Consider the following 16,783-nt stretch of genomic DNA (forward strand, 5'->3'; position numbering starts at 1 on the left):
CGGGGAGGGCGGCGGGCGTGTCGCAGGACAGAGAGGCGCTGAAGACGCTGGCGAAGGCCGGCGCGGTGGCCGCCGGCGTGTGGGCCGGGGTGGAGCGCCGCCGCCGTGCGGCCGCGGCGCGGGCCGCCGGTGAGGGCGGCCACGACACCGACCCCGCCGACCGGGACGCCCCCGTTCCGGCGCCCCGCCGGGCCGAGCCCGAACCCGAGCGCATCCCGCACCCCGTCCGGGAGGTGCACCACCCCGGGCGGCCGGCGACCCCGGCGGAGGCCGTGCCGTGGACGCTGCGGGTGGCCGCCGAGTCCACCTGGCGGCTGCTCCTGCTGGGCGTCGCGCTCTACGTGGTCTTCCGGGTGGTCGACATGCTGCGGCTGGTCGCCTTCGCGGTGCTCGCGGCGCTGCTGATCTCCGCGCTGCTGGAGCCCACCGTCTCCGGGCTGAAGCGGCTCGGGGTGCCGCGCTCGCTCGCCGCGGCGGGCACCTTCCTGAGCGGGGTCGCCGGGATCGGGCTGGTCGGCTGGTTCGTGGTCTGGCAGGTGACCACCAACATCGAGTCGGTGACCGGCAAGGTCCAGGCCGGTGTCAACCAGCTCCGCGACTGGCTGGTGACCGGGCCGCTGCACCTGACGCAGCAGCAGATCAACGACTTCGCCAAGCAGATCTCCACGGCGATCGGCACCAACTCCGAGCAGATCACCTCCGCCGGCTTCACCGGGGTGACCATCGCCGTCGAGGTGCTCACCGGTGTGGTGCTGGCCGCCTTCACCACGTTCTTCCTGCTGTACGACGGCGCCCGGATCTGGTCCTGGGTGCTGCGCGGCCTGCCACGGCACTCGCGCTACGCGATGGCGGGGGCCGGGCCCAAGGCCTGGGCGACGCTGACCGCGTACGTCCGCGGCACGGTCTGCGTGGCGTTCATCGACGCGCTCTGCATCGGGATCGGCATCCAGCTGCTGGGGGTGCCGCTGGCGCTGCCGCTGGCGGTGATCATCTTCCTCGGGGCGTTCGTGCCGCTGGTCGGCGCCCTGGTGACCGGCACCATCGCGGTGCTCATCGCGCTGGTCACCGTCGGGCCGTTCACCGCGCTGATGGTGCTGGTGGTGCTGGTCGCCGTCCAGCAGATCGAGGGGCACCTGCTGCAGCCGCTGATCCTGGGCCGGGCGGTGCGGGTGCACCCGCTGGGCGTGGTGCTCGGTGTGGCGGCCGGCTCGATCGTGGGCGGGATCGGCGGCGCGATCGTGGCCGTCCCGCTGATCGCGGTGACCAACACCGTCGTCTCGCACCTGCGGCGCCGCAACGCCGCCGGGATGGAGGTCTTCGAGGCGCTGGAGAACGCCCGCGAGGCGGCCGCGGGCTGAGGGCCGGGGCCGCTCGGGGCCCGGGCGCGGGAACGCCGGAGGGGCGCGGTCACCCGCGCCCCTCCGGTACGTCTGCCGTGCCGCCGGTCAGAGGTCCGCGATCGCGGCCTCGGCGTCCAGGGTCGCGGCGACCGCCTGCAGCACCGAGGCGATCTTGATGGAGGCCTGGATCACCTCGCGCTCGACACCGGCCTTCTTCAGCACGGCCTCGTGCGAGTCCAGGCACTGGCCGCAGCCGTTGATCGCGGAGACCGCGAAGCACCACAGCTCGAAGTCGGCCTTCTCGACGCCCGGGGTGCCGATGATGTTCATCCGCAGGCCGGCCCGCATGCTGCTGTACTCCTTGTCGGAGAGCAGGTGCAGCGTCCGGTAGTAGACGTTGTTCATCCCCATGACCGCGGCGGCGCCCTTGGCGGCGGTGTACGCCTCCGGCTTCAGGTTCGCCTTCGCCTCCGGCGCCAGTGCACGGAGCACGGCGGGCGAGCGGGTGGCCATCGCGCAGGCCAGCACGATGCCCCAGAGCTGCTGCGGCGGCAGGTCGGAGTTGCCGATGACCGCGCTCAGGTTGAGCTTGAGGTCCTTGGCGTACTCGGGCAGGGCCGCCTTGAGGTCGTCGAGGGCCATCGGTCAGCCCGCCAGCAGGGCCTGGGCGTCGAGGGTGTCCTCGCCCTTGGTCCAGTTGCACGGGCACAGCTCGTCGGTCTGCAGGGCGTCGAGCACCCGCAGGACCTCCTTGGGGTTACGGCCGACGGAGCCGGCGGTCACCATGACGAACTGGATCTCGTTGTTCGGGTCCACGATGAACACCGCGCGCTGGGCGGTGCCGTCGGCGGCCTCGACGCCGCAGGCGCGCATGAGGTCGTGCTTGACGTCGGCCAGCATCGGGAACGGCAGGTCGCGCAGGTCCTTGTGGTCCTTGCGCCAGGCGTGGTGGACGAACTCGGAGTCACCGGAGACGCCGAGGATCTGCGCGTCGCGGTCGGCGAACTCCTCGTTCAGCTTGCCGAACGCGGCGATCTCGGTCGGGCAGACGAAGGTGAAGTCCATCGGCCAGAAGAAGACGATCTTCCACTTGCCCTCGTAGGTCTTGTGGTTGATCTCGGCGAAGGCGTTCGCGGCGTCGAGGTCGACACAGGCGTTGAGTTCGAACTCGGGGAACTTGTCACCGATCGTGAGCACGTTCGCTACTCCTGGGTTGGAAGCTGAGGGATATTGCCCGAATTGCCTATGGTTCGACGGATTCAGGCGGCTCCACCCTCGCACACCCCGGACTGATCGGGGAAATAGCTAGAATCGATGCATCTGATCGGAGAGAGCTATCAGTACCGCCCCGCACCACCCCAAGCCCCGCACTCCGAGCGTCGCCCAGCTGCGCGCCTTCCTCGCCGTCGCCGAGTACCGGCACTTCCGGGAGGCCGCCGCGGCCACCGGCACCAGCCAGCCCGCACTCTCCGGGGCGGTCGCCGCCCTGGAGGAGGCCCTCGGCGCGCAGCTCGTCGAGCGTACGACGCGACGCGTCATGATCACCCCGCTGGGCGAGCGCGTGGCCGGCCACGCCCGCCGGGTGCTGGGCTCGCTGCAGGCCCTCACCGAGGAGGTCGACGCCGCCCGCCGGCCGTTCACCGGCCCGCTGCACCTCGGCGTCATCCCGACCGTCGCCCCCTACCTGCTGCCCACCGTGCTGCGGCTCGTCCGCGACCGCTACCCCGAGCTCGACCTGCACGTCCACGAGGAGCGCACCCCCTCCCTGCTCGACGGGCTGACCGGCGGACGCCTCGACCTGCTGCTGCTCGCGCTGCCCGCCGGCGGCTCCTCGCCCACCCGGGACATCCCGCTCTTCGACGAGGACTTCGTCCTCCTCACACCGCCCGACCACGACCTCGCCGGCCGCACCGACGTCCCCCGCGACACCCTGCTCGACCTCGACGTCCTCCTCCTGGAGGAGGGCCACTGCCTGCGCGACCAGGCGATGGACATCTGCCGCGAGGTCGGCGCCGACCCGGCCGTCTCCACCACCCGGATCGCCGGCCTGTCCACCCTCGTCCAGCTGGTCGCCGGCGGCCTCGGCGTCACCCTGCTGCCCGCCACCGCGCTGGCCGTCGAGGCCGGCCGCTCCGACCGGCTCGCCGCCGTCCGCTTCGCCGATCCGGCGCCCGGCCGCCGGATCGGCCTCGCCGCCCGGCCGGGCTCCGCCCGCAGCGCCGAGTTCGACCGCTTCGCCGCCGCCCTCAAGGACGTGCTGCAAGGGCTGCCGGTGCGCATCGTGGAGCCGTGAGCGGGGCATATCCGAAGCGGACGCCGATACCGATGGGGGTGGGGCCGTGTACGTGTCGCGGATCAAGGTGGCCGGGCTGCGCTGCTTCAGCGGGCCGCGCGCCGTCGACCTCGCCGTCGAACCGGGCCCCGGCTGGACGGTGCTGGCCGGCCCCAACGGCTCCGGCAAGTCCACTCTGCTCGCCGCCCTCGCCCTGGCCCTCGGCGCCCGGCCGCCCGGCGATCCGGCCGACTGGCTCGCCCCCGGCAGCGACCGCGCCGAGGTCGACCTGCCCGGGGCCGGCCGGTGGAGCACCGACGGCCCGCTGCGCTCCCCGCACGCCGTCGGCCGGCTGGTCGGCGCCGACCGCACCGCACCCGCCCGGCTGACCGCCGCCGCCGCCCGCTTGCTGGAGGAGGGCGTCCTGCCCGACGGCTGGCGGGTCGCCGACCCCGAGCGGGCCCTCGTCCGCCCACCGGACGGCCCCGCACAGCCGCTCGCCGCCCTCGGAAGCGGCACCGCAGCCCTCGCCGCCCTGGTCGCCGCCCTCGCCGGCGACGCCCGCGCCGAGCCGGCCGACGGCGCCACCACCGTCCCGCTGCGCGCCACCGCGCTCATCGACGACGTCGACCTCCACCTGCACCCGCACTGGCAGCAGCGGATCGGCGGCTGGCTCACCACCCGCTTCCCGAACGTCCAGTTCCTGGTCGCCACCCACAGTCCGTACGTCTGCCAGGCCGCCGACCCCGGCACCCTGGTGCGGCTGGCCGGCCCCGGTGCGGCCGAGCCGCCGCACGTCCTCGGCGAGGACGTCCACCAGCGGGTGCTGTACGGCAGCGGCGACGACACCGCGCTCTCCGAACTGTTCGGCCTGCCCAGTGCCTACTCCGCCGCCGCGGAGGCCGAACGGCAGCTGCTGGTGCGCCTCGAACGCAAGCTCTACGCCGGCCGCGCCACCAGCGCCGAGGTCGACGCCTACCGCCGGCTCGGCGCCAAGCTCAACAGCTCGATCGCCGCCCGCGCCGATGAGATGGCCGCCCGGCTGCTCGGCGACCAGCCGTGATCCCGCTCCGGCGGCCGCCCCTCCAGCCGGCCCTCGCCGCCGACCTGGAACGCCGCACCGCCGCCATCCGCGCCGCCGGGCCCAGCACCGCGGCCGGCCGCTCCGCCTGGCGCACCGCCCGCCAGCCCAAGGCCCAACTGCGTCTGCTGCTGCGCCGGATGGCACCGGGGCTGGAACGCTGCATGTACTGCGGCGACAACCTCGGCACCGACATCGACCACTTCGAGCCGATCGCCCGCGACCCGCTGCGCACCTTCGACTGGCAGAACCACCTCCTCGCCTGCGCGCACTGCAACAGCAACCAGAAGCGCGACCGCTTCCCGTGCGACCCGGCCACCGGCGAGCACCTGCTGATCGACCCGGCCCGCGAGGACCCGGCCGAGCACCTGGTGCTCTATTTGGAGTCCGGCGCCTACGACGCGCTGACGCACCGCGGCGAGGCCACCATCGAGGTGTTCGGGCTGAACGCGCGGGCCGAACTCGTCCGCGGCCGAAGGATGATGTTCACCGTGGTGAAGTCCCTGCTGGCCGCCTGGCACGCGGCCGGGGCGGCCGGCCGTACCGCCGAGCAGCGCGAGTACCGGGCCGCGCTGCGCATGCTCCACCACGCCGATGTCCTGCGCACCGTCCTCGCGCTGCACCGCACCCCGGCCCTCGCGACGGCCGTACTGGGGCCGGAACTCGCCGCAGTGGCAGGCCTTCTGGCGCTGCAGGCGGAGCCCGACTGAGCCGGCCGGCTGCCCCGGGATCCCCTCGGGCAGCCGGCCGGCGGCCTGGGTGCGCGGTGCCGCTACGGCCCGTCCGTCACCAGGCGGACGGGGCCGGGGGCGCGACCACGGGCGGGCGGTCGTCGCAGGTGATGGTGTTCGGCAGCTCCCAGGGGGCGAGCCACGGACCGGTGGTGCCGCCGCCGTCGTTTCCGCCGAGGTCGGTGACCGAGAACTCCGAGCCGGTGCCGGGGAAGTTGAACGATCCGCAGTTGTTCACGCCGACCGCGCCGACGTTGCGGGCGTCCACGTTCTCGAACGTGGCGGAGCCGGCCGCGCGGGCGCTCAGCACCGAGGTGCCGGTGCCGTCGACCTCGATGTCCTTGAAGTGCAGGTCGGTGACCTTGTAGAGGTCCTTCACCGGCCAGTCGGCGACCAGCATGATCGCGTTGTAGGTGTTGTCGAGGAAGGAGTCCCCGGTGACCCGGATGTCCGCGTCGATGTTCTTCTCGAGCGCGTAGAACCAGATGGCGCCCAGGCCGATCTTCCAGTTCAGCTCGTACGTGCCGGCCCGGACGGTGGTGTTGTCGGTGATGAACAGGTGCCCGGTGAACGCCTCGGCGCCGAAGCGGGAGCCGACCTGGATCGCGCTGCCCTCCCGGATCGGGTCGGCGATCAGGTTGTTCGACACCGTGTTGTCGGTGCCGCCGTAGATCGCGATGCCGTTCGCCAGCACCGGGGTCTGAACGGTGTTGTGGTCGAAGGTGTCGCGGGCGTCCTCGGTCTTCTCCGACCACATGGCGAGGCCGTCGTCGCCGGTGTTGCGGATGAAGTTGTTCGACACGACCGAGTCGGTGACGCCGGTGTGGAAGTTGATGCCGTCGGCGATCTGGTCGGCGATCTGGTTGTTCGTGATCCGCAGGTTCTTCATCGGGCCGTCCAGCCAGATGCCCACCTTGGTGTGGTGGAGGTAGAGCCCGTCGATCGTCGAGTCGCTGAGCGAGCCGCCGATGGCGTTCACCTGGTCGGTGTCGATCCGCTCGCGGACGTCGCCCTCGATCGCGAAGCCCGACAGGTGGACGTTGTGGCTGCCGCCCGCCGAGGCGTCCTTGCCGTAGAAGCCGACGCCGGAGTGCACCGATCCGTCCGGTGCCGGGGTGGCGAGGTCGACCTGGTGGCCCTTGATGACGGTGTGCCAGCTGCCGGCGCCCTCGATGGTGACGTCGTCCACCACGATGTGGCGGTTCACCTGGTAGGTGCCCGGCGGGATGTACACCTTCAGACGGGTGCGCTCGGCGAAGGCCACCGCCCGGTCGATCGCGTCGGCGGAGTCGCGCCGGCCGGTCGGGTCGGCGCCGAACGCCAGCACGTTCGCCGCGACCAGGTCCACGTGCGGGGCGCCGACGAGCTGCGAGTCGAGCAGGTCGACGGTGGTCGCCGCGACGCTGCTGCCGGCCGGTACGGCGAGGCGGACCTTGTCACCGGCGCGGTAGGTGCGGCCGAGCAGCAGGCGCTGCTCGTCGAAGGCGTGACCCGGCCGGAACGGCGTCGACACGGTCGGGGCGGGCGTGGTGGCCGCGGGCACGCAGGAGCACTCGGTGATCCACCAGTCCGGGTGCAGCAGGCCGGCCTGCGGGTCGTTGGAGAACGGGTACTGGTTGTAGAGCCAGGCGTACTGCGAGGTGAGCGTCATCGTGCTGCGGTTCCTGCCGTTGACGGTGACGTCCAGCGGCGCGGTGGTGCCGCCGCCGTTCGCCGCGTCCGGGATGCTGTAGCGCACGGTGATCGCGTTCGCCGCGGCCGGGAGGGTGAACTCCACGTACTGGCCGGGCTTCAGGGTGACGGCCCGGCGGCCCGAGGCCTCCGCGGCGAGGGTGTACGCCGTCCGATCGGGGCCGACCACGGTGCCGGTGGTGGCCGCGTTCTCGGCCTCCTGCTCGGCGAAGTCGACGTTCGCGCCGCGGCCCGCGACGAGCGCCGGGTCGAGGGCGGCGCGGGTCACGACGGGGGCGCCGGCGGTGCTCGCCGCGGGGGCGGCAACGGCGGCGCCGCTGAGCACGAGGCTCAGCCCGGCGGCGGCCGCGGTGGCCGTGGCGAGTGCCGTCGCGGCTCTTCGGGCCGGCCGGCCGGCCCTGACCGCCGCCACGGCTCCGGTGGTGCTCCGGGACATCGCATGCTCGTTTCTGTCGAAGAGTTGAGACCCCGGGGCGCTCGGGTGGAGCGCGCGCCAAGAGGTGAACCGACAGTAGGACTCGCGGGCCTCGGCCCACAAGGATCCTGCAAGGGTTTTTCGACTATCTCTTCGTTTTTTGCGTTGTCGCAGTGGTTCGTTGCGAGATCAACGGCGGGCGGGCAGCCGCTGCTCGAACCACACCACCTTGCCCGCCCCGAGCCGGGTCGCCCCCCACTCGTCCGCGCACCGCGCCACGATCTGCAGCCCCCGGCCGTGCTCGTCCTCCGGCCCCGCCCGGCGCGCCCGCGGCAGCGCCGGGCTGTCGTCGCCGACCTCGCACCGCAGCCGCGACGTCCGCACCAGCCGCAGCGTCACCGGCCGGGTGGCGTGCCGGATCGCATTGGTGACCAGCTCGCTCACCATCAACTCGGTGCTCTCCGAAAGCTGTTCGAGACCCCAGCGGCGCAGCGCATGGGCCGCCAGCCGGCGCGCCCGGCCCGGCGTCTCGCGCCGCGGCTGGAGGTACCAGTACGCGACGTCGCCGGCCGGGATCCCGTCGAACACGGCGGCCAGCAGGGCGATGTCGTCCGCCCGGTCGCCCGGCGGCAGCACCCGCAGCGCGTCCTGGCACAGGTGCTCGGGGGAGTGCCGGTGCGCCACCGCCAGCCGCGCGCGCAGCAGCTCCAGACCGGTCGTCAGCGGACGGCGGCGGGTCTCCACCAGCCCGTCGGTGAACAGCAGCATCGCCGAACCGGGTGGCGCCGCAAGCTCGGTGGAGCTGAAGTCCACCCCGCCCACGCCGATCGGAGCGCCCGGCGGCAGCTCCAGCAGCTCCGCGTCGCCGTCCGGGCCGATCAGCACCGGCGGCACGTGGCCCGCGTTCGCCAGCACTACCCGGTTGGCGATCGGGTCGTAGACCGCGTACACGCAGGTCGCCAGGTGCTGCTCGGCGCCCAGGTGCCGGGCCTGCTCGTCCAGGTGGTACAGCACCTCGTGCGGCGGCAGGTCCAGCCCGGCCAGCGTCTGGGCGCTGGTGCGCAGTTGGCCCATCACGGCGGCCGAGGTCAGTGAGTGCCCCATCACGTCGCCGACGATCAGCGCCACCCGGTTGCCCGGCAGTTCCACGGAGTCGTACCAGTCGCCGCCGACCTGCGCACCGCTCTCGCCCGGCAGGTAGCGGTGCGCCAGCCGGACCCCGTGCGGCTGCGGCAGGTGCGTGGGCAGCATCCGCCGCTGCAGCTCCCGCGCCGTCTCGAACTCCCGCGCGTACCGCAGCGCGGTGTCCACCGCCAGGCCCGCCTGGGTGGCGAGGTGGCGGGCGGTCGCGGTGTCCTCCGGCTCGAACCGGACCAGCCCGGCGCGGCCCGGACGCCGGATCAGCAGCAGCAGCCCCAGCACCGCCCGGCGCCCGCGCAGCGGCAGCGCCAGCAGGGCCGTTCCGGCCGGCAGCCGGCCGAGCGTGCGCGCCCCGTACAGCTCCGCCAGCAGCGGGCGCAGCCGCTCCGCGCCGGGCGTGCCGAGCACCACCGGCCCGTACGGGGCGCGGTCGGCCAGGGCGCGCGCCAGCGGCCCGTCCGGCGCCGGACGGCACAGCCGGGCGCGGCGGCCCAGCCGGGTGCCGTGGCCGTGGTGCAGCCGCAGCGCGGTCGGCGGCCCCGGGTCGCGGTCGAGGGCCGGCAGCGGATCGCGCAGGTGCACCACCATCGCGTCCGCCAGGACGGGCACCAGCACCCGGCCGAGGTCGCGCAGCGTCGTCCGCAGGTCGAGCGAGCCGTTGATCCGGCGGGTCGCCGCGTCCAGACAGCCGAGCCGCTCGGCCAGGCCCGGGCCCTCCTCCCGGGCCGGCGCCGCACGCTGCGCGCCGACCATGGGGACGCGGCCCGGTGCCGTGACCGCGGCCGGCGGCAGGGTGAGAGGCGCGGCGGTGGCCGGGGGCGGCCCCGAGGGCCTGGGGAGGTCGTGCACGGGCTGCCCGTTCTGCGGTGGTGGGAGAGGGGTCGGGCGGATCGCTCAGCCGCTGCGCCGGCAGTGCAGGAACAGTTGCTCCTCCGGGGGCAGCGCGGTCGACGCGGGGGCGTAGGGATGGCCGGTACACGACTCCACCGTGAAGCCCGAGGCGCCGAGTGTGCGGGTGAGGTCCTCCCGCACGTAGCCGCTCATCCGCACCTCGCGGCCGAGGAACGGCAGCGGGGCGTTGTCCAGGTCGGCCTCGACCATGCCCAGCGCCAGCAGCCCGCCCGGCCGCAGCAGGGTGCGGATCCGGCCCAGCACCGCCGCGATGTCCCGCCGCGGCAGCAGGATCAGCGAGAAGAACGCCGTCGCCGCCGCGAACGTGCCCGCGCCGCGCGGCCCGAGCCCCGGCGCTCCCCACGCCGTGGCCGCCCGCGCGGTCGCCAGGTCGTACATGTCCAGGCGGTGGAACTCGGCGCCGGGCACGGTGGCCCGGGCCACCGCCAGCATGCCGTCCGACAGGTCCACCCCGGTCACCCGCAGGCCGCCGTCGGCGAGCTGGCGGGCGGTCGGCCCGCCGGTGCCGCAGCCCACGTCCAGCACCGGGGCGCCCGCCTCCAGGCGCTCCAGCAACCACGAGCCGGAGGCGAGTTGGCCCGAGCGATCCGGGAAGACCTCGTCGTAGCGGGCGCCGATCGCGTCGAAGGCGACGGCCTGCAGGGCACGTTCGGAACGTCGCCGGCGGCGGGCCTGCTCCGAGATCTGTCCGGTTGTCACGCCTGAGGCACCTCTCCAGCTGGCTCCGGCCCGCGGGCGCCCGCCCGCGGCAGTGTCCGCCCCCGCGTCGGTCGAACCGTCGACCGGTCTGTGCTGGTCTTCGAGAATATGCGTGATCACTCTGCCGTGGGGTGGCTTTCCGGCCAACTCGCCGCACTCGACCGCCATCCGGACGAAACGCCGAATTCGCCCGCTAGCCCGCCGCCGCCGTGGGGCGCCGAACGCCCGGCGCACGCCTCTCACCTGCGGAAATGTCAGGCTGCGTCGCGTTTATCGAACGTCAATCGACGCCTGGCAGAGTCTTCCTCAGCGCCGGGGAAGCGCCAAGGCGTTCCCGCAGCCGGGGGCTGCGGGAGCGCCGACGCACGGGGAGTCATCGCCGGGGGGACGGTGACTACGGCGCGGGGGAGAGAAGGGCTCGGTGTGCTGCCGGTCGATGAGGTCCTTCACGGGGGAGGCCTCGGGCACACCGAGCCGAGTGAACACCGTGTGCGCCTCCTGGAGACAGGCCAGTCCGCGCGAGGGCTGCGCCAGCTCCAGGAGCGCCGCCCCCAGCGTCGCGTTGGCCAGCCCCTGGCAGTACGCGGCGTCCAGCTCCTGGGCGATCGCCAGCGACTCGTCCGCCGCCTCGGCCGCCTCGGCCGGCCGCCCGTCCGCGAGCAGACAGGCCGCAAGCCGGGCCAGCGAGTAGCCCTCCCAGATCCGATGCTGCTGCGCCTGGTACAGCTGGTGCGCCTCCCGGAGTCGGGACGCGGCCTCGCCGGGCGCACCGGTGGAGCGGAGCACCACGCCGAGCTGGTACAGCGTGTCGGCCAGACAGGGTGCGTTCCCGGACACCCGCGCCGCGGCGACCGCGGCCTCGGCCGAGCGGACGGCGTCGTCCTGCTGCCCGAGGTCCAGGTGCGCCCGGGCGATGTTGCCCAGCAGCCGGGCCTCACTGATCGAGGCGCCGAGACTGCGGCTGATGACGTGCGCCTGCTCGAAGAACGCGAGCGCCTCCGAGGACCGGTCGGCCAGACTCAGCACGATGGCCAGCAGGTTGGCGACCGAGATCCGCAGGTGGGTGAGGTCGTCCGGGTGCTGGAAGGCGAGACTGCGGCGCAGCGACGCCTCCGCGTCCCGGAACTCCCCCGCGACGTGCTGCAGGAAGCCGAGCGCCGAGTGCACCCGGGCCAGTACCGCCGGATCGCCCTCGGAGCGTGCGTTCTCCTCCGCCGCCCTGAGGGTGGACCTGATCCGCTGCCCGTGGGTCGGATCCTCCACCACCGTGTTCAGCACGACCAGCAGATCGACCGCCGGACGCAGCAGATCCCGCGGTTCGCCGACGGCGGTCTCGACGGTGCTCAGCAGCAGCTCGACCTCGGACCTGAGCCAGGCCCGCGCGTCGGAGCCGTCCACGGGCCGCAGCCCGGGCGACGCCGGCCAGTGCAGCGGTTCGGGCAGCAGGTCGTCGGGTTCGATCGCGTGGGCCGCGTTGTGGACGCTCGCCACCAGGAGGTCCAGCAGCCGCAACCGCGCACCGCGCTGCTCGGTCCGGTCCTCCTCCAGATCGTTCTGCCGCTGCGCGTACAACCGGAGCAGATCGTGGTACCGGTACCGGCCGGGCGTGAAGCACTCCAGCATGTTGGCGTCCACCAGTGCCTCGGCGAGTGCCTCCGCCTCGTCCTCGCCGCGGCCCAGCAGGGCTGCCACCGCGGCCAGCGGCAGATCCGGTGAGTCCACCAGCGAGAGCAGCCGGAAGGCCCGCGCCTCCTCCGGCTGCAACTGCCCGTACCCGAGCCCGAGGGTGGTTTCCACGGCGAGGTTTCCGAGCTGGAGTTCCTGAAGCCGCCGGCGCTGGTCGGCTAACCGCCGGGCGAGGTCCGACACGCTCCAGCGCGGGCGGCTGGCCAGCCGGGCCGCGGCGATCCGTACCGCCAGCGGCAGGAAGCCGCAGGACTTGACGACGGCCAGGGCGGCCGCAGGTTCCGCTGCCACCCGCTCGTGGCCGACGATGGTGGAGAACAGCGCCAGCGCCTCCTCCGGGGTCAGCTCCTCCACGTCCACCAAGTGGGCGCCGGGCAGCTCCGCGAGCCGGGAACGGCTGGTAACCAGGACGGCGCTGCCGGAGACGCCGGGGATCAGAGGGGACAACTGGGCCGCGTCCCGGGCGTTGTCGAGCAGGATGAGCATCCGTCGGTCGGCGAGCAGCGAGCGGTACAGGGCCGAGCGCTGTTCCAACGAGTCCGGGGTCTCGCTGGCGCCCAGCGTGTACAGGAAGTCGCCGAGGACGACCGCGGGGTCGGCGGGAGTGCCGCCGGCGCCGCGCAGGTCGACGTAGAGCTGACCGTCGGGGAAGGCGGACCGGATCGAGTGCGCGACGTGGACGGCGAGGGTGGTCTTGCCGACGCCGCCGATCCCGGCGAGCGAGGTGACCACCACGGCCTGCCCGGTGCCGCTGCGCAGCACGTCGCACAGCTCGCCCACCAGTTTCGTCCGGCCGCTGAAGTCGGAGACGTCCGCCGGCAGCTGTGCGGGCGGTACGAAGGCCGACGCCTCGTCGGCGTCCGGAGCCGGGCCGACGGTCCGCGGGGTCGGCATCAGCGTCGGGTCGGCTGCCAGGATGCGGCTGTGCATGGTGGACAGACCGGCACCGGGCTCCACGCCCAGCTCGTCGATCAGGAGCTTCCTGGTGTCCGAGTAGACGCCGAGGGACTCCGCCTGCCGTCCGCACCGGTAGAGGGCGAGCATCAGGAGTTCGCGCAGGCGCTCGCGCAGGGGGTGTTCCGCGGCCAGCGAGCTCAGCTCGGTGACGACCTCGGCGTGCAGGTCGATCTCCAGGGCCGTCGTGCACCGCTCCTCCTGGGCAGCTATCTGACGTTCCGTCAGGCGCACGCGATGGGTGTCCGCGTAAGGCCCGGGGATGCCGGCGAGCGGGCGACCCTGCCACAGGGACAGTGCGGAGAGCAGCAGGTCGTGGGCGGCGCGGTGGTCGGCGGCCCCTCGGGCGCCGACGGCCTCCGCGAACCGGACGTCGAAGACGGCCAAGTCGAGCGAGGCGGCCGGTACGTTGAGCACGTAGCCGTCACTGACCGACACCAACAGCTCGGCCGGTGCGCGCAGTTCACGGTTCGGCTCGATGACGGAGCGGAGCCGGGAGACGTAGGTGCGCAGCGCGGCGACCGCCTGCGGCGGAGGCCGGTCCCCACAGGCCGTCCACCAGTTCCTGGGTGCTGACCGGTCGTCCGCGGTTCAGGAGGAGGGCCACCAGCACGGCCTGCTGCTGGGGCGATCCGAGTGCGAGCGGAGCCTCGCCCCGCCAGGCCTGGACCGGGCCGAGTACCTGGAACCGCAGCGAGTCCGTGGTCGGTATCACCCCTGGCTCCACGTGTTGTCCCCCGATGACTAGATAGGTGGTGCTGACGGCAGTTCAGGTCTGTTCCGAGGTGGGGCGCCAGCTTAGGGCGAGGCGTGCAAACAGCGGAGAAGCGGGCAATGGGCCCACTGTTTATAAGACATTTAACGGCGCCTACGATACTGGCCGCAGTGCCCGGGTCGAGTGGTCCGGGCCGACGATCCATGTTGACTGAAAGGCGGTCCCACCGATGGCCGACAACGAGACCACGACCACGGACCCGACCGCGTCCGAGGCTGCCGCGCCCGCCGTGCACACCACCCCGGCAGCCGATGCCCAGCCGATCGAGACGATCCTCGACAGCCTGGTCGAGGAGCCCGGTGCCGAGCCCGCGCCGGTCGGCGACCAGAAGAAGAACGACGGGACGTTCGAGCCTCTCGGCACGGTGATCAACCGGCCGTGAGCCGTCGCGTGCGGATGCCCCGCCCCCATGGGGGCGGGGCATCCGCACGTTCCCCGCTACTCCGCCGACCGCACCCGCAGGCTCGTGATCAGCGGGCCGTCGGTGACCTCGGCGAAGAAGTCGTTGCCCTTGTCGTCGACCACGATGAACGCCGGGAAGTCCTCGACCTCGATCCGCCAGACGGCCTCCATGCCGAGCTCGGCGTACTCCAGCACCTCGACCTTGCGGATGCAGTCCTGCGCCAGCCGGGCCGCCGGGCCGCCGATCGAGCCGAGGTAGAAGCCGCCGTGCTCGGCGCAGGCCTTCGTCACCTGCTTGGAGCGGTTGCCCTTGGCGAGCATGACCATGGAGCCGCCCGCCGCCTGGAACTGGTCGACGTACGAGTCCATCCGGCCGGCCGTGGTCGGGCCGAAGGAGCCGGAGGCGTAGCCCGCGGGGGTCTTCGCCGGGCCGGCGTAGTAGACCGGGTGGTCCTTCATGTACTGCGGCATGCCCTCGCCGGCGTCCAGCCGCTCCTTGATCTTGGCGTGGGCGATGTCGCGGGCGACCACCAGGGTGCCGCTGAGCGAGAGCCGGGTCTTCACCGGGAACTTGGCCAGCTGCGCCCGGATCTCGGACATCGGCTGGTTGAGGTCGACCCGGACGACCTCGTCGTCGAGGTGCTCGTCGGTGGTCTCCGGCAGGTACTTGGCCGGGTCGGTCTCCAGCTGCTCCAGGAACACGCCCTCGGCGGTGATCTTGCCGAGCGCCTGGCGGTCGGCCGAGCAGGAGACGGCCATCGCGACCGGCAGCGAGGCGCCGTGCCGCGGCAGGCGGATCACCCGGACGTCGTGGCAGAAGTACTTGCCGCCGAACTGCGCGCCGATGCCGATCTTCTGGGTGAGCTCGTGGACCTTCTGCTCCAGTTCCAGGTCGCGGAAGCCGTGGCCGGTCTTCGCGTCGCCGGAGGTCGGCAGGTTGTCCAGGTAGTGCGCGGACGCGTACTTGGCGGTCTTCAGCGCGAACTCCGCGCTGGTGCCGCCGACCACGATGGCCAGGTGGTACGGCGGGCAGGCGGCGGTGCCGAGCGAGCGGATCTTCTGCTCCAGGAAGGAGAGCATCGACGACTCGTTGAGGATCGCCTTGGTCTCCTGGTACAGGTACGACTTGTTGGCCGAGCCGCCGCCCTTGGCCATGAAGAGGAACTTGTAGGCGTCGCCGTCGGTGGCGTACAGCTCGATCTGGGCCGGCAGGTTGTTGCCGGTGTTCTTCTCGTCCCACATGGTCACCGGCGCCATCTGCGAGTACCGCAGGTTCAGCTTGGTGTACGCGTCGAACACGCCGCGGGCGATCGCCGCCTCGTCCCCGCCGGAGGTCAGCACCTGCTGGCCGCGCTTGCCCATGACGATCGCGGTGCCGGTGTCCTGGCACATCGGCAGGATGCCGCCGGCCGAGATGTTGACGTTCTTCAGCAGGTCCAGCGCCACGAAGCGGTCGTTGGGGCTGGCCTCCGGGTCGTCCAGGATGCGGCGCAGCTGGGCGAGGTGGGCCGGGCGCAGGTAGTGCGAGATGTCGTGCATCGCCTCGGCGGTCAGCAGCCGCAGCGCCTCGGGCTCCACCGTGAGGAAGGTCCGGCCGTTGGCCTCGAAGGTGGAGACGCCCTCGGAGGTCAGCTTGCGGTACGGGGTGGGGTCGGCACCGAGCGGGAGGAGGTCGCGGTACTCGAAGTCCGGCGTGGGAGCCATGGGGGGTGATCCTTAGCGAGGTCGGCTGCGTCTGCGAAGCACCCTCCAGCGTAGGCGCAGGCGGCAGCCCGGCGGAGCGCAGGTGAGCCTGCGTGACGGGGCTCACGCCTTTCTGCTGCGAACTCTCGTTCGGACGGGCGCCGGTGGCTAGGCTTTCCCCGTGGACAACTCCCCGGCGCAGGACGCCCAGGGCTCCGAGCCCGTACCGATGACCAAGTCCGAGGCCGCGCCGGTCGCCGAGGCGGCACCGATGACCAAGCCGGAGGCCGCGCCGGTCGCCGAGGCCGAGCTGCGGGCCTCGGACGCGGACCGCGAGCGGGTGGCGGAGCTGCTGCGCGACGCCTACGCCGAGGGCCGGCTGACGATGGAGGAGCACGCGGAGCGGATCGAGGCCGCCTACGAGGCCCGGACGTTCGGCGAGCTGGCTCCGCTGACCCGGGACCTCCCGGCGCACTCGGGGACGATCTCGATGGAGAAGCCGCCGCTGAACCGGGCGCCCCGTCCGGCCATGCCGCCGGCCCGCCAGGAGTCCCCGACCATGCTGGCGGTGTTCGGCGGCGCCGAGCGCAAGGGCCGCTGGCGGGTGGGCTCGCACCTGAAGGCGGTCGCGGTCTTCGGCGGGGTGGACATCGACCTCACCGATGCGGTCTTCGAGTCGCCGGAGGTGGTCATCGAGGTGACCGCGATCTTCGGCGGGGTGGACATCAAGGTGCCGGAGAACGTCAGCCTGCACGGCGGCGGCGTGGGCGTCTTCGGCGGGTTCTCGGTGCACGAGCAGACCGCCGCCGACCCGTACGCCCCGGTGGTGCGGGTCAAGGGCGCGGCGATCTTCGGCGGCTGCGAGGCGAAGCCGCGCCGCGGCAAGAAGCTCCGCGAGTGGGTCCGCAAGCAGCTGGACGGCTGAGCGGGCCGGGCCAACTCAGCCGCAGGCACTCGTGGTTGCGGCCAGTGCAGGGAGTAGCCGGTTGCGTGCGGTGTGC

13 protein-coding genes are annotated in these 16,783 nt (G+C 73.0%); 6 read left to right on the top strand and 7 right to left on the bottom strand.

The window, feature by feature from the left end:
- Window positions 1-17 precede the first annotated feature (17 nt).
- Complete coding sequence (locus ABEB13_RS24585; RefSeq protein WP_345707227.1) at window positions 18-1,358, top strand: AI-2E family transporter; 1,341 nt, start codon at window positions 18-20, stop codon at window positions 1,356-1,358.
- Window positions 1,359-1,445: 87 nt separating this feature from the next.
- On the opposite strand, the gene ABEB13_RS24590 is transcribed toward ABEB13_RS24585, so the two are convergent.
- Complete coding sequence (locus tag ABEB13_RS24590) at window positions 1,446-1,982, bottom strand: alkyl hydroperoxide reductase (RefSeq protein ID WP_345707228.1); 537 nt, start codon at window positions 1,980-1,982, stop codon at window positions 1,446-1,448.
- Window positions 1,983-1,985: 3 nt separating this feature from the next.
- On the bottom strand, window positions 1,986-2,537 hold the full coding sequence (locus ABEB13_RS24595; protein ID WP_100888732.1) for a peroxiredoxin: 552 nt from the start codon (window positions 2,535-2,537) through the stop codon (window positions 1,986-1,988).
- Window positions 2,538-2,676: 139 nt separating this feature from the next.
- Here ABEB13_RS24595 and ABEB13_RS24600 point away from each other — a divergent pair, with 139 nt between their 5' ends.
- The 3 genes from ABEB13_RS24600 to ABEB13_RS24610 are packed head-to-tail and all read left to right on the top strand — an operon-like array spanning window position 2,677 to window position 5,403.
- A complete protein-coding gene (locus ABEB13_RS24600; RefSeq protein WP_345709807.1) occupies window positions 2,677-3,633 on the top strand; it encodes a LysR substrate-binding domain-containing protein in 957 nt (318 codons plus the stop codon).
- 46 nt (window positions 3,634-3,679) lie between these two features.
- The gene (locus tag ABEB13_RS24605) at window positions 3,680-4,675 is read left to right on the top strand and encodes an AAA family ATPase (protein WP_345707229.1); all 996 of its coding nucleotides are present in this window, start codon (window positions 3,680-3,682) and stop codon (window positions 4,673-4,675) included.
- Window positions 4,672-5,403 (top strand): HNH endonuclease, encoded by a 732-nt coding sequence (locus ABEB13_RS24610; protein ID WP_345707230.1) that lies wholly within the window; start codon window positions 4,672-4,674, stop codon window positions 5,401-5,403. Before ABEB13_RS24605 ends, ABEB13_RS24610 begins: the two co-directional genes overlap by 4 nt.
- Before the next feature lie 76 nt (window positions 5,404-5,479).
- Here ABEB13_RS24610 and ABEB13_RS24615 read toward each other — a convergent pair whose 3' ends face one another.
- The 4 genes from ABEB13_RS24615 to ABEB13_RS24630 all read right to left on the bottom strand — a co-directional run bounded on the left by ABEB13_RS24615 (window position 5,480) and on the right by ABEB13_RS24630 (window position 13,360).
- Window positions 5,480-7,552 carry a glycosyl hydrolase family 28-related protein gene (locus ABEB13_RS24615; RefSeq protein WP_345707231.1) on the bottom strand — a complete coding sequence of 691 codons (2,073 nt, stop codon included), beginning with the start codon at window positions 7,550-7,552 and terminating at the stop codon, window positions 5,480-5,482.
- 168 nt (window positions 7,553-7,720) lie between these two features.
- Window positions 7,721-9,424, bottom strand: a complete 1,704-nt coding sequence (locus tag ABEB13_RS24620; RefSeq protein WP_417466429.1) for an ATP-binding SpoIIE family protein phosphatase — start codon at window positions 9,422-9,424, stop codon at window positions 7,721-7,723.
- Between the two features lie 141 nt (window positions 9,425-9,565).
- Entirely contained in the window at window positions 9,566-10,282 is a 717-nt protein-coding gene (locus ABEB13_RS24625; RefSeq protein WP_345707233.1) for a class I SAM-dependent DNA methyltransferase, read from the bottom strand.
- 306 nt (window positions 10,283-10,588) lie between these two features.
- A complete protein-coding gene (locus ABEB13_RS24630) occupies window positions 10,589-13,360 on the bottom strand; it encodes an AfsR/SARP family transcriptional regulator (RefSeq protein ID WP_345707234.1) in 2,772 nt (923 codons plus the stop codon).
- Between the two features lie 506 nt (window positions 13,361-13,866).
- Here ABEB13_RS24630 and ABEB13_RS24635 point away from each other — a divergent pair.
- Window positions 13,867-14,079 (top strand): hypothetical protein, encoded by a 213-nt coding sequence (locus ABEB13_RS24635; RefSeq protein ID WP_345707235.1) that lies wholly within the window; start codon window positions 13,867-13,869, stop codon window positions 14,077-14,079.
- Between the two features lie 56 nt (window positions 14,080-14,135).
- Here ABEB13_RS24635 and ABEB13_RS24640 read toward each other — a convergent pair whose 3' ends face one another.
- Window positions 14,136-15,803 (bottom strand): fumarate hydratase, encoded by a 1,668-nt coding sequence (locus ABEB13_RS24640; RefSeq protein WP_345707236.1) that lies wholly within the window; start codon window positions 15,801-15,803, stop codon window positions 14,136-14,138.
- A 208-nt stretch (window positions 15,804-16,011) separates the two neighbouring features.
- On the opposite strand from ABEB13_RS24640, the gene ABEB13_RS24645 reads away from it, so the two are divergent.
- Window positions 16,012-16,707 (top strand): DUF1707 SHOCT-like domain-containing protein, encoded by a 696-nt coding sequence (locus tag ABEB13_RS24645; protein ID WP_380231025.1) that lies wholly within the window; start codon window positions 16,012-16,014, stop codon window positions 16,705-16,707.
- The last annotated feature ends 76 nt before the right edge of the window (window positions 16,708-16,783 follow it).

The sequence above is a fragment of the Kitasatospora paranensis genome, assembly GCF_039544005.1.
Lineage (GTDB): Bacteria > Actinomycetota > Actinomycetes > Streptomycetales > Streptomycetaceae > Kitasatospora > Kitasatospora paranensis.